The organism is Falsiroseomonas tokyonensis (assembly GCF_019024325.1).
Lineage (GTDB): Bacteria > Pseudomonadota > Alphaproteobacteria > Acetobacterales > Acetobacteraceae > Falsiroseomonas > Falsiroseomonas tokyonensis.
In genome coordinates this window covers 43766-55597 of the sequence record NZ_JAFNJS010000013.1, presented here as the reverse complement: position 1 = coordinate 55597, position 11832 = coordinate 43766, and the positions used below count along the sequence as shown (strand labels likewise).

Here is an 11832-nt window from a genome sequence, read left to right as displayed (position 1 = left end):
TCAAACCGGCGCCTCCGCCACGGCATCCGTCTGCGCCTGCCGGAATTCGGCCAGCCGCGCGGCGAGCGCCGGGTCCTCCAGCGCCAGGATGGCGGCCGCCAGCAGCCCGGCGTTGATGGCGCCGGCCTTGCCGATGGCCAGCGTGCCGACCGGGATGCCGCCCGGCATCTGCACGATCGACATCAGGCTATCCATGCCCTTCAGCGCATGGCTTTCCACCGGCACGCCCAGCACCGGCAGGACGGTGAGGGAGGCGACCATGCCGGGCAGGGCGGCCGCCCCGCCGGCGCCGGCGATCAGCACCTTCAGCCCGCGCCCGGCGGCTGCCTGGGCGTAGTCGTACATGCGCGTCGGCGTGCGGTGCGCGGAGACCACCCGTGTCTCATGGGCCACACCCAGCTTGCCCAGGACCTCCGATGCATGGCGCATCGTCTCCCAGTCCGAGGTGCTGCCCATGATGACGCCCACGCGGGGTGGCGCGGCGGTCTGTTCGGTCATCGGTGCCTCGGCGTCTTGCGGTAAGGGTAAACGGCTCAGGCGATGATGTCGGGGACCAGCTGGCTTTCCAGCCAGGCGATCTCGTCCTTCAGCTTGAGCTTGCGCTTCTTCAGGCGCTGCAGCTGCAAGGCATCCGTCCCGGCCTCGTCCAGCCGGGCGATCACGGTGTCGAGGTCCCGGTGCTCGCTGCGCAGCTCGTGCAGCCGGCGGAGGAGGCTATCGCGGTCGGCCTGCATGGGCCCCCAATGTTCAGTTGCCAATGTTGCAGTGGGGTGTCTCAAACTTGGCGCTGGAAAGCGCCGCGCAGCGGCATAACATGCCAAGTGCGGGCGCAGAAGGGACGGTTGCGCGCCCGGGGCCGGTTATGCCGCCTGTATCTCCCTGCGGCGCCCGCCCCCGGCGTGGATCGTGCCGCCGCTGCCCCGCAAGGCAACGGACAAGGATGATTGCGCATGGCCGAGGCTGCCCGTATCCGCACCCTTGAGGCGCGGCACGCGACGCTCGAGACGCGAATCGCGGAGGAGGGGGGACGTCCCCGCCCCGACGACCTGGCACTGATGCGCCTGAAGCGCGAAAAACTGCGCCTCAAGGAAGAGATGGAAAAGCTGAAGCTGCGCCACTGAGGGCGCCGGGGCGGGGGGTCTGCACCCGCCCGTATCAGCGGCCGGAAAGGCCGCGGGGCCCGGCGGCCCGAAGGCCTGGCCGGGTCCCACCTCCGCCGATCAGGCGGCCGCGTCGTCCATCGGCAGCGGCGCGGGCACCGGCCCGCCATGGCGCTCATTCGCCGTTCCCACCGCCTCGTTCAGCGCCGTTTGCGTGCAGAGGCCCAGCGTCACCGGGTCCCGCGGCTTGATGTTCGGCGTATTCGGATGCGTCTTGTCCCGCACCTTGGCGATGGTTTCCTTGGTGGTCGCCAGCAGCTTCACGATCTGCGGGTCCGACAGCTGCGGGTAGTTGCGCAGCAGCCAGGCGATGGCATCCGGACGTTCCGTGCGCTTGGCCACCGGGATATAGCGCGCGCCCTTGCTGCGCTGCTTGGGCAGCGGGGTGGAGCGTTCGGTCAGCACCAGCCGGGCGGCCGGGTCGGCCTCGCAGCGGACGATCTCCTCCCGCGTCAGCTGGTCGTTTGCCACGGGGTCGTAGCCGACGATGCCTTGCGCCACCTCGCCATCGGCAATGGCCTGGACTTCCAGCGGGTGCATCCCCACGAAATCGGCGATCTGCTCGAAGGAGAGGGACGTCTTCTCGATCAGCCACACGGCGGTGGCCTTCGGCATCAGGGGCGTCTTCATGATGGGACCCTTTGGTGGTTCGGCCCGCGACCCGGGCAGCAACCGCTCCGCCGGGGCGTCCGCGCCTCGTTCCATCGGATATAGAGAGCGGTGGAGGCCGGGTCAAAGCCTCGCGGCAGGATGAAAGGGGATTGCGATGTTCCTGGAGGAGGAGACGCCGAAGCCCAAGGGGCGCTTCGAGCGGCCGGTGATGGATCGCTGGGATGTGGACGAGCTGCGCGCCTATATCGAGGAACTGCGGTCGGAGATCGCCCGCGCCGAGGCCGAGATCGGCAAGCGCCAGGCCGGACGGGCGGCGGCGGACCTGTTCTTCAAGGTCCCGCCACTGGGCTGAGGCCGCTACTAGAAAGGCCGGCGGATCGCTCCGCCGGCCCCTTCACCGAGCCTCCGCCGTCAGGCGGCCTGGGCCTGCGGCGCCTCGTTCTCCAGCACCCGCTGCGTCGGGCGGGGGGCCTGGATCTCGATCCGGCGCGGCTTCAGCGCCTCCGGCACCTGCCGCTTCAGCGCGACATGCAGCAGGCCATGCTCGAGCTGCGCACCCTCGATGACGATATGGTCGGCGAGGACGAAGCGACGCTCGAAGGCGCGGCCGGCGATGCCGCGGTACAGCACGCGGCCATTGTCCTGGCCCGTAGCGGCCGGCGCGGCCTTGCCGGCGACGGTCAGGGTGTTGTCATGCGCCGTCACCTCGATGTCGTCGGGGCCGAAGCCGGCGACGGCCATGGTCAGGACGTAGCTGTCCTCACCGGTCTTCTCGATGTTGTAGGGCGGGTAGCTGGGCCCCTCGGCCGCCGCGCGGGCGTTTTCCACCAGGCGGGCCATGCGGTCGAAGCCGATGGCGGAGCGGAACAGGGGGGAGAAGTCGAAAGCGTTCACGGAAGACCTCCTGCGATAGCAAGGTCGGTTGTGCCGCGGTCCACCGGAACTATGCCCCCGCGAACGGGCGGCTCTCCGGTCACCGCGCCTTCGGCCCCGATCGGGCACCGTCGGCAGCGCAGGAATTGGTCAGCGGCCCGCCGCGCTTCAAGAGGGGGCGCCCATGCAGAAAGGCGCGCCCCCGGGGACCGGGAGCGCGCCTTTCCGAACAGCCGAACCCGCGCCGGATCAGGCCGGCTTGCGGATGCCCAGGCCGGCGAACTTCTTGTTGAACTTGGCGATCTGGCCGCCCGTGTCCATCACGCGCTGTTGGCCGGTCCAGGCCGGGTGCGACTTCGGGTCGATGTCGAGGCGCATGGTGTCGCCTTCCTGCCCGTAGCAGGACCGGGTCGTGAAGGTCGTGCCATCCGTCATGATGACGTTGATGGTGTGATACTCGGGGTGGATATCGGGCTTCATCGCATTGTGCTCGCGCATATGGGCCCGCCGACAGCGACCGGCAGGCGCGGGAAAGCGGGCTATAGAGGAGGCCCTGCGCCGGTGCAACCTGCGCCGGCCGCGGCCGGGGCGGGAAGGTGCGGCGGCCTTCTTAAGTCGCGCACAAGACAAGAAGGTTATAATGTTGCTGCGCGCTACCTTGTAACCAAATAAGACCATGACGTGATTCAATCTTGCGAAGTCACGGCCGAAATACCAGAAATCCCGCATGCCCCATGACGGTTGCCACACCCACGTCTTCACGGGCCAGGATCCCGCCTTCCGGCGCGTGCTCTGGATCATCATCCTGCTGAACGGCGGGATGTTTTTCTTCGAATTCATCGCCGGCGCCATTTCCGGCTCGCTGGCCCTGCAGGCGGACAGTCTCGACTTCGCCATGGATGCCGCGACCTACGGGCTTTCGCTGGCCGTCATCGGCATGGCCGCGGCGACGCGGGCGCGGGCGGCGCTGATGAAAGCGGCTTCGCTCGGCCTGGTCGCGGCCTGGGTGCTGGGCGCGGCGGTCTGGCGGACGCTGGGCGGCGGGGTGCCGGAAGCCATCACCATGGGCTCCATCGCCATCGCCGCCTTCGCGGCCAACCTGCTCTCCGTCCTGCTGCTGTGGAAGTGGCGGGACGGCGATGCGAATATCCGGTCCGTCTGGCTTTGCAGCCGCAACGACGCCTTCGGCAATCTGCTGGTGCTGGCCGCGGCCGCGGGCGTCTTCGGCACCGGCACCCGCTGGCCGGACCTGGCGGTGGCCGCGGTGATGTCGGCGCTGTTCCTGCAGACCAGCTTCCTGACCGCCCGCACCGCCCTGGCGGAGCTGCGCGGCGCCCGCTCCGCTGCCGGCGTGCATGGCGACCATGCGGGCCATGCCCATTGAGGCCAGGCCCCGTTTGATGGACCCTCGGCGCGCAGTTGCCAGGGGATGATCGCATGCGCCTTCGGGGAAAGTCATGAACCAGGCCGTCTCGCCTGCCGATGCCGGCCGGCCGCTGAACATCCTCTCGATCCAGTCCTGGGTCGCCTACGGCCATGTCGGCAATGCCTCCGCCGTCTTCCCGCTGCAGAGGCTGGGGGCGGAGGTCTGGGCGCTGAACACGGTGCAGTTCTCCAACCACACCGGCTATGGCGCCTGGCGCGGCCAGGTTTTTCCGAGCGAGCTGATCGAGGAGCTGGTTCTCGGCATCGCCGAGCGCGGCGCGCTGGAACGCTGCGATGCGGTGCTGTCGGGCTATATGGGCGACCCCGGCACCGGCGCCGCGATCCTCTCGGCGGTGGCGAAGGTGAAGGCGGCCAATCCGGCGGCCATGTATTGCTGCGACCCGGTGATCGGCGATATCGGGCGCGGCATCTTCGTCCGACCCGGCATCCCGGAATTCATGCGCGACCGCGCCGTGCCGGCCGCCGATATCCTGACACCCAATCAGTTCGAGCTGGAATGGCTGACGGGCCACACCATCACCGGCCTCGGCAGCGCCAAGGCGGCCATCGCCGCGCTGCAGGCCCAGGGGCCGCGCTGCGTGCTGGTGACCTCGCTGCGCGTCGAGGATACGCCGGCCGAGGCCATGGACCTGCTGGTGGGGGAGGGCGGGCGCTTCTTCCGCATCCGCACGCCGCTGCTGCCCATCTCGGTCAATGGCGCGGGGGATGCGATCGCGGCGCTGTTCCTGTTCCACCGTCTGCGCTGGGGCGAGCCTTCCGTTGCGCTCTCGGCCGCCGCCTCTTCCATCTACGGGCTGCTGCGGCGCACGGCGGAGGCCGGGTCGCGGGAGATCCTGACGGTCGCGGCGCAGGAGGAATTCGTCACCCCCTCCCGCGTCTTCCGCGCCGAGGCCTGCTGAGCGCAACGAAGGGCGTCCTTGGCGCGTTGATCTTCCACAACCGGGAGAGCCGCCGCCATGCATGACCTCCGCACCCTTCGCCACGCCTGCCTGGGTGCCGCCCTGATTGCCGGCTGCGCCTTCGTCACGCCGGCGCCGGCGCAGGACCTGGGACCCCTCGGCGAGGTGCTGCGCCAGCTCCAGGGCGATCCGAACGAGTCCCGCCGACGCGAGGACGAAGGCCGCCGCGAACATTGGGAGAGGGAGCGCGAGGCCCGCGAACGCGATCGCGAGGCGCGGGAGCGGGAGCGCGAGGCCTATGAGCGCGGCCGGGTGCGGGAGCGTGAACGCATGGTGCGGGACGAGGAGCGCCGCCGCGGCGGGGACGACCGCCAACACAATCTGCGCGAGCGCGATCGCCAGCTTGCTGAGCAGCAGCGCCAGCTGGAGGAACAGCAGCGCCGGATCGAGGAGGAGCGGCGGCGCCTGCGCTGACCCGCTGGACGGCCCGCAGCCCCCATGCAACGGTTGCGGTTCCAGATTGGAACCGCGCCGTGAAGTTCGCTCTTCTCTTGGCCGTCGCGCTGTGCGCGGGCTGCTCCGCGACCGCCGGCTCGTCCTCTGCCGATGACCGGCGCTGGATCAACCAGTGCCTGCGCGACAACCGCGACGCGCGCGTGCCGCAGAGCGTGGTGCGCAGCTATTGCAGCTGCATGAACGACCGCATGTCGAGCAATGAGACCCGCTCCATCACCCAATGGGAGCGTGCCAATCCCCGTGCGCGCGAAGCCTGCGAGCGCCGCTCCGGCTGGACCTAGGACGCCTCCGCGAACTGCGCCTCGTGCAGCCGGCGATAGGGGCCGTTGGCCGCCAGCAATTCCTGATGCGAGCCCTGCTCCGCGATGCCCTGCTCCGTCACCACCAGGATGCGGTCGGCGTCGCGGATGGTGGCCAGGCGGTGCGCGATTACCAGGGTGGTGCGGCCCTGGGCCAGTTCGGACAGGGCCTGCTGGATGGCGCGCTCGGTCTCCGTATCCAGGGCGCTGGTCGCCTCGTCCAGGATCAGGATGGGCGGGTTCATCAGGAAGATGCGGGCGATGGCCAGGCGCTGCTTCTGCCCGCCCGAGAGCTTCACGCCGCGCTCGCCGATCAGCGTGTCCAGCCCCTCCGGCAGGTCCGCGATCAGCGCATCCAGCCGGGCGCGGCGGGCGGCGTCGCGGATCTCGGCCTCGGTCGCATCCAGGCGGCCATAGGCGATGTTCTGGCGGATGCTGCCGGCGAACAGAAAGACATCCTGCTGCACCAGCCCGATCTGCCCGCGCAGCGAGGCGAGCGTCATCCGGCGGATGTCGATGCCATCGATGGTGATGCGCCCGGCCTGCACATCGTAGAAGCGCGGCAGCAGGGAGCAGATGGTGGTCTTGCCGGCCCCAGACGGCCCGACCAGCGCGATGGTCTCCCCCGGCGCCACCGCCAGCGACAGGTCGCGCAGCACCGGGCGGCCGGGTGCATAGCCGAAGGTCACGCCCTCGAAGCGCACGGCGCCCCGCAGCGCGGGCGCCGGCACGGCATCCGGCGCATCGGCGATATCGGGCTCGGTCGCCATCAGCTCGAGAAAGCTGCGGAAGCCGGCCAGGCCGCGCGGATAGGTCTCGATCACCGCGTTGATCTTCTCCAGCGGGCGGTAGAAGACATTCACCAGCAGCAGGAAGGCGACGAAATCGCCGATGGACAGGCTGCCCGCCACGATCAGCGCGGCACCCGCCAACATCACCACCAGCTGCACCAGCCGCATGCCGAGGTAATTCAGCGTCATGCTGACGGCCATGATGCGATAGGCCTCCAGCTTCGTGCGCTGGTAGTTCGCATTGTCGGCGGCGAACAGCTTCCGCTCATGCGCCTCGTTGGCGAAGGCCTTGACCACGCGGATGCCGCCGACGGCTTCCTCGATGCGCGCATTGAAGGCGCCGACGCGGCCGAACTGGGCCTGCCAGTTCAGCGTCATCCGCCCGCCGTAATGCGCGACGACCCAGCCCACCAGCGGCACGATCACGGCGGTCAGCAGGGCCAGCGTGGGGCTGACCAGCAGCATCAGCGCGAAGGCGCCGGCGAAGGTCAGCACGGCGACCAGCAGATCCTCCGGCCCGTGATGCGCGACCTCTCCGATATCCTCCAGGTTCTTGGTGACGCGGCCGACCAGGTGGCCGGTCTTCTGGTTGTCGTAGAAGCGGAAGGACAGGCGCATCAGCTGGTCGAAGGCGCGCGCGCGCAGCTCCGTCTCGATGGCGATGCCGAGCACATGGCCCCAATAGGTGACCACCGCCATCAGCCCCGCATTCAGCAGATAGACCGCGAGCAGCGCGGCGACCGCCAGGCCGATGATGCCCATCTCCTGCTGCGGCAGCAGATGGTCGATGAAGGCGCGCACCGCCATCGGAAAGCCGAGCTCCAGCACGCCGGACAGCGCGGCGCAGCCGAAGGCGATCACCACCAGGCGCAGATGCGGGCGGTAGAAGCGAAGGAATTGTCGGAGCATGGAGCGGCGATACACCACCCCATGCGCCGGCTGCAAAGGTCTCAGCTGGCCGGTCAGCTCGGCTCGATGCCGGCGGCGCGGATCAGGCGCTGCCAATTGGTGCTGTCGGCGGCGAGCTGGGCGGCGAAATCGGCCTCGCTGGTCGGGCGCGGGGTCAGGCCGCGGCGGCCGAATTCCACCACCACCTCCGGATCCGCCAGCACCGCCCGCAGCGTATCGCCGAGGCGGGTGCGGATGGCGGCCGGCGTCGCCTTCGGCACCAGCACGCCGTCCCAGTTCAGCACCTCGAAATCCGCCAACCCCGCCTCGATCATGGTTGGCACCTCCGGCAGTTCCGGCGCGCGGGTGCGGGTGGCGACCGCCAGCGCCCGGATGGTGCCGGCGGCCACATGGGTCAGCACCGTGCCGATGGGGGAGAAGGAGAAGTCGTGCTCGCCCGCCACCAGCCCCAGCATCTGCGGCCCGCCGCCACGATAGGGCACGGCCACCGTCTTCACCCCCGCGATGCTGTCCAGCAAGATGCCGCAGAGATGGCCGGGGGAGCCGACGCCGCCGGTGCCATAGGTCAGCGTCTCCGGCCGTGCCTTCGCCGCGCCCAAAATATCCGCCGCGCTGCGGAAGGGTTTTGCGGCCGGCACCACCAGCACATTGGTGGCGTTGAACAGCATCGACAGCGGGGCGAGGTCCGCGATCGGGTCGAAGGGCATGGTCTTCAGCAAAGCGGGGTTCACCGCCAGCGTGCCGATATTGGCGGAGACCAGCGTCGTGCCATCCGGCGCCGCCCGCGCCGCGGCCTCCGCCGCCAGGTTGCCGCCGGCGCCGGTGCGGTTCTCGATGACCACCGATTGGCCGAGCCGTGCCGCAAGCCTGGGCTGGATGATGCGCAGCGCGGCATCGGAGGCGCCGCCGGGCGGGAAGCCGATCAGCAGGCGGATCGGCCGGTCCGGCGACCAGCCCTGGGCGCTGGCCAGGGATGGCGCGGCCAGGTTGGCGGCGAGACCGGCGAGGAGCGAGCGACGGGCGAGCATGGGCGGGCGGCCTCCGAGGTTGAACGCCTCGCCCATGCAACGATCACGCCATCAGACGCGCCGCACGTTGATCGGCAGCGCCATCCCCTTCTGCGGCGTCGAAATGCTCTTCCGCCAGGCGCTATCCACGAAATACTGGCCGAGGGGGATGTAGGGCAGGTCCTGCCAGAACTGCGCCTGCAGCCGGCGGGCGATGCCCTTCTGGGCGTCGAGGTCCGGCGCCTCCAGCCATTCGTCGCGCAGCGCCTCCAGCGCCGGGCTGGTGGGCCAGCCGAACCAGGCCCGGCGGCCATTGGCGCGCAGCAGCGGATGCACGCCCGGATTGCCGAGGTCAACGCCGCCGAAGAGCACGATCAGCGCATTCCAGCCGCCCTCGCTCGGCGGGGTCATCCGGCCGCGGCGCTGCAACACCGTGCCCCAGTCGCTGGTGGCGCTTTCGGCATTCAGGCCGGACCGCTTCAGCGTATCGGTCAGCACCGTGGTCAGCGTGTTGTTGTTCACCACGTCGGTCGGGTGCAGCACCGTTACCGGCTGGTTGGCGTAGCCGGCCTCCCGCAGCGCCGCGCGGGCGCGGTCGAAGCTGCGCGGGCCGGTGAGAGCGGAGAGGCCCTCGTCATTCACCAGCGGCGAGGAGCGCGGGAAGACGCCCATGCCGTCCGACCACAGGGCGCGATCCGTGCCCATGATCGAGGTCATGAAATCCGCCTGGTTGATCGAATGCAGCAGGGCGCGGCGCACCCGCACATCGTCGAAGGGCGCATGCAGGTGGTTGAAGCGCAGATGCGCCATCAGCCCGCCGAAATCCACCCGCTCCACCGTGATGTCCCGGTTGCGCGCCAGCAGCGGGCGCAGGTCCGGCGCCACCTGCTCGTACCAGTCGATCTCGCCGGACTGGATGGCGGCGGCGGCGGTGCCGGCATCGGTGATGATGTTGAATTCCACCCGCTCGAAATGCGCGATCTTCGCGCCGCCGAGCAGGCTGGGCGGGTTCGGGTTCGGGACGTAGTCGGCGAAGCGCTGATAGACCACGCGGGCGCCGGACAGCCGCTCGCTCGCCACGAAGCGATAGGGGCCGCTGCCCACCACCTCGGTGAAGGGGGTGGTCGGGTCCACCGTCGCGAAGCGTTCCGGGAAGATGAAGCAGGGGTAGGAGGAAGGCTTGCCCAAAGCCTCCAGCATGGGACCGAATTTCTGCTTCAGGCGGATCTCGAAGCGGCGGTCGTCCAGCGCCGTCATCGCCTCCGTCCGGGCGCGCAGGGTCTGGCCCAGCGTGTCGCGCGCAGACCAGCGGGCGATGGAGGCCACGGCATCCTGGGCCCGGATCGGCGTGCCGTCGTGGAACTTCGTCCCGGCCCGCAGGGTGAAGACCCAGCGCAGCCCGTCATCCTCCACCACATGGCCTTCCGCCAGCTGGGGCCGCATGACGAAGCTGGTGTCGGGCCCGTACAGCGTGTCCCAGCACATATGGCCGTGGTTGCGCACGCCGTAGCTGGTGGTGTTCAGCGGGTCGAGCGTGGTCACATCGGCCTGCGGGATGAAGCGCAGCGTATGCGCGGCCGCCCCCTGGGCCAGCGCCGGGGCGGACAGGCGGGCCAGGGGCAGGGGCAGGGTTGCGGCGGCCAATCCGGTCAGCAGGCTGCGGCGATGCATCTTTCTCTCCGGCAGGGGGGATTTTCCCGCAGCATGCGGAGGCTGCGCCTGCGACGCAACTGCTGCTGCACGGGCTTGAAGCCGGCCCGCGCCAGGGCCAGATCGGCGTCGATCCGGGCCCCTCTGGCGCGGCTGCGCCCCTCTGGCGACGCCGCGCGATGTCGGATTGTCTTCTGCGGAGGGTTTTGCCGATGTTTCCCCCCTGCCTTGCCGGGCCTGGCGCATGATCGGCGAGCTGATCGCCTGGCTGGTGATGGCCTTCCTGGTGAACCCGCTGACCGCGGAGGTGCAGTCCCGCCTGGCGGAGGCCAATGCTCCGCCCGCCGTGGTCGCGCAGGTCGCGGCCTGCGGCGCCTCTGCCGCCCCCGTCCTGCTGCAGCGCGCGACGGAGGACCCCTGGTGGGCGATCCGGACTGGGCTGGCCACCTGGATCGGCACCACCAGCCCGGATGCGGTGCTGGCCGAGGCCGCGCCCCGCTGCGTGCCGGCGATGCAGGCGGCCAGGCCCTACCTGCCGCAGGGCTGAGCAGCCGGCCGCCGCCGGGCGCCGGGAAGCCGATGCCGACCCGGTTGCAAGCCGGGTGAAGCGTCGCGCATGATCCCCCCGCAGACAAACGGGGAGGCCCTCGATGGCCATCATGATTCCGCGCCGCAGCGCGCTGTTGCTCGGTGCCGCCGCCCTTTCGGCGCCGGCCATCCGGACCGCCCAGGCGCAGTCGACCTTCGAATGGGTCGCGGGCTCGGTCGGCGGCGGCTGGTACACCATGGCCGCCGGCCTGTCCTCCCTGATCGGGGAGGAAAACCCGAATATCCGTATCCGCGTCGTACCCGGCGGCGGCCTGGCCAATTCCACCCGGGTGAACAACGGCCAGTCGCAGCTCGGCTGGGGCATCGATGCCTTCACCGCCGCCGCCGCGCGGGGGGAGGAGCCCTACAACGCCAAGCATGAGCGGCTGCGCAGCCTGGGGTCCGGCTACAGCCCCACCGAGCACAACCTGGTCCGCGCCGTGGGCAGCGGGCCGGAGGGGATGCGGGAGATCCTGACGCAGCGCGGCCTGAAGATCGCCTGCCCGCAGCGCTCCTCCACCGACGAGATGACGCTGCAGCGCATCCTTCGCTTCCTCGGCACCAGCCCGGACAGGATCCGCAGCGAAGGCGGCCGCTACCTGAACGGCAGCTACGCCGATATCGGCGCGGCCTATGCCGATGGCCAGGTGGACTACCTCTATGCCGCGCTGGCCAAGCCCGCCGCGATCCTGACCGAGATCGGCCAGGGCCGCCGCGCCTCCCAGCTCGTCGGCTTCCCGGACGATGTCCGCAAGCACCTGATCGACACCTATGCCTATGCCGAGGGCGTGCTGCCGGCCGCGACCTACCCGCAGCTGCAGAGCAGCGACCTGAAGGTGACGACCATGGACAGCGTCATCCTGGCGCATGAGACGCTGCCGGATGAGGTGGCCTATGGCATCACCAGGACCCTCATCAAGAACCGCGGCTCCCGGCTGACGCAGATCCACGCCAGCATGGGCGCCTTCGACCCGGCGGTGGCCTGGAAGTACAATGGCGTGCCGCTGCACCCCGGCGCCGCGCGCGCCTTCCGCGAAGCCGGCGTGATGCCGGGCTGATCGACGCCAGGGCCGGCGCGGCAG

General features: G+C 70.1%; 16 protein-coding genes. 8 read left to right on the top strand and 8 right to left on the bottom strand.

Annotated elements, in window-relative coordinates; translation table 11 throughout:
- Together purE and J3S20_RS27380 are read right to left on the bottom strand one after the other, a co-directional pair.
- Positions 1-498 (bottom strand): 5-(carboxyamino)imidazole ribonucleotide mutase, encoded by a 498-nt coding sequence (gene purE, locus J3S20_RS27385; RefSeq protein WP_216840109.1) that lies wholly within the window; start codon positions 496-498, stop codon positions 1-3.
- A gap of 35 nt (positions 499-533) precedes the next feature.
- On the bottom strand, positions 534-734 hold the full coding sequence (locus tag J3S20_RS27380; RefSeq protein ID WP_216840108.1) for a YdcH family protein: 201 nt from the start codon (positions 732-734) through the stop codon (positions 534-536).
- 216 nt (positions 735-950) lie between these two features.
- Here J3S20_RS27380 and J3S20_RS27375 point away from each other — a divergent pair, with 216 nt between their 5' ends.
- Entirely contained in the window at positions 951-1121 is a 171-nt protein-coding gene (locus J3S20_RS27375; protein WP_216840107.1) for a YdcH family protein, read from the top strand.
- Between the two features lie 99 nt (positions 1122-1220).
- Here J3S20_RS27375 and J3S20_RS27370 read toward each other — a convergent pair whose 3' ends face one another.
- The gene (locus J3S20_RS27370) at positions 1221-1790 is read right to left on the bottom strand and encodes a cell cycle transcriptional regulator TrcR (RefSeq protein ID WP_216840106.1); all 570 of its coding nucleotides are present in this window, start codon (positions 1788-1790) and stop codon (positions 1221-1223) included.
- A 136-nt stretch (positions 1791-1926) separates the two neighbouring features.
- On the opposite strand from J3S20_RS27370, the gene J3S20_RS27365 reads away from it, so the two are divergent.
- Positions 1927-2124, top strand: coding sequence for a DUF1192 domain-containing protein (locus J3S20_RS27365; RefSeq protein WP_216840105.1), 198 nt, complete (start codon positions 1927-1929; stop codon positions 2122-2124).
- 59 nt (positions 2125-2183) lie between these two features.
- On the opposite strand, the gene J3S20_RS27360 is transcribed toward J3S20_RS27365, so the two are convergent.
- Together J3S20_RS27360 and rpmE are read right to left on the bottom strand one after the other, a co-directional pair.
- Complete coding sequence (locus J3S20_RS27360) at positions 2184-2666, bottom strand: Hsp20 family protein (protein WP_216840104.1); 483 nt, start codon at positions 2664-2666, stop codon at positions 2184-2186.
- Positions 2667-2894: 228 nt separating this feature from the next.
- Positions 2895-3125 carry a 50S ribosomal protein L31 gene (rpmE, locus tag J3S20_RS27355; protein WP_216840147.1) on the bottom strand — a complete coding sequence of 77 codons (231 nt, stop codon included), beginning with the start codon at positions 3123-3125 and terminating at the stop codon, positions 2895-2897.
- Positions 3126-3372: 247 nt separating this feature from the next.
- Here rpmE and J3S20_RS27350 point away from each other — a divergent pair, with 247 nt between their 5' ends.
- The 4 genes from J3S20_RS27350 to J3S20_RS27335 all read left to right on the top strand — a co-directional run bounded on the left by J3S20_RS27350 (position 3373) and on the right by J3S20_RS27335 (position 5787).
- Positions 3373-4029 carry a cation transporter gene (locus J3S20_RS27350; protein ID WP_216840103.1) on the top strand — a complete coding sequence of 219 codons (657 nt, stop codon included), beginning with the start codon at positions 3373-3375 and terminating at the stop codon, positions 4027-4029.
- 73 nt (positions 4030-4102) lie between these two features.
- Positions 4103-4990, top strand: coding sequence for a pyridoxal kinase PdxY (gene pdxY / locus J3S20_RS27345; protein ID WP_456305713.1), 888 nt, complete (start codon positions 4103-4105; stop codon positions 4988-4990).
- A gap of 57 nt (positions 4991-5047) precedes the next feature.
- Positions 5048-5464 carry a hypothetical protein gene (locus J3S20_RS27340; RefSeq protein ID WP_216840102.1) on the top strand — a complete coding sequence of 139 codons (417 nt, stop codon included), beginning with the start codon at positions 5048-5050 and terminating at the stop codon, positions 5462-5464.
- 59 nt (positions 5465-5523) lie between these two features.
- Positions 5524-5787 carry a hypothetical protein gene (locus tag J3S20_RS27335; RefSeq protein WP_216840101.1) on the top strand — a complete coding sequence of 88 codons (264 nt, stop codon included), beginning with the start codon at positions 5524-5526 and terminating at the stop codon, positions 5785-5787.
- On the opposite strand, the gene J3S20_RS27330 is transcribed toward J3S20_RS27335, so the two are convergent.
- From J3S20_RS27330 to J3S20_RS27320, 3 genes are read right to left on the bottom strand one after another with little or no spacing between them, the layout of a single operon-like run.
- Positions 5784-7505 carry an ABC transporter ATP-binding protein gene (locus J3S20_RS27330; RefSeq protein WP_216840100.1) on the bottom strand — a complete coding sequence of 574 codons (1722 nt, stop codon included), beginning with the start codon at positions 7503-7505 and terminating at the stop codon, positions 5784-5786. The two genes, J3S20_RS27335 and J3S20_RS27330, sit on opposite strands and share 4 nt — an antisense overlap.
- A 53-nt stretch (positions 7506-7558) precedes the next feature.
- Positions 7559-8533, bottom strand: coding sequence for a Bug family tripartite tricarboxylate transporter substrate binding protein (locus tag J3S20_RS27325; RefSeq protein WP_216840099.1), 975 nt, complete (start codon positions 8531-8533; stop codon positions 7559-7561).
- Positions 8534-8584: 51 nt separating this feature from the next.
- Entirely contained in the window at positions 8585-10183 is a 1599-nt protein-coding gene (locus J3S20_RS27320) for an ABC transporter substrate-binding protein (protein ID WP_216840098.1), read from the bottom strand.
- Positions 10184-10406: 223 nt separating this feature from the next.
- On the opposite strand from J3S20_RS27320, the gene J3S20_RS27315 reads away from it, so the two are divergent.
- Together J3S20_RS27315 and J3S20_RS27310 are read left to right on the top strand one after the other, a co-directional pair.
- Positions 10407-10709, top strand: coding sequence for a hypothetical protein (locus tag J3S20_RS27315; RefSeq protein WP_216840097.1), 303 nt, complete (start codon positions 10407-10409; stop codon positions 10707-10709).
- A gap of 103 nt (positions 10710-10812) precedes the next feature.
- Positions 10813-11808: a TAXI family TRAP transporter solute-binding subunit gene (locus tag J3S20_RS27310; RefSeq protein ID WP_216840096.1), complete on the top strand. Its 996-nt coding sequence runs from the start codon at positions 10813-10815 to the stop codon at positions 11806-11808.
- The last annotated feature ends 24 nt before the right edge of the window (positions 11809-11832 follow it).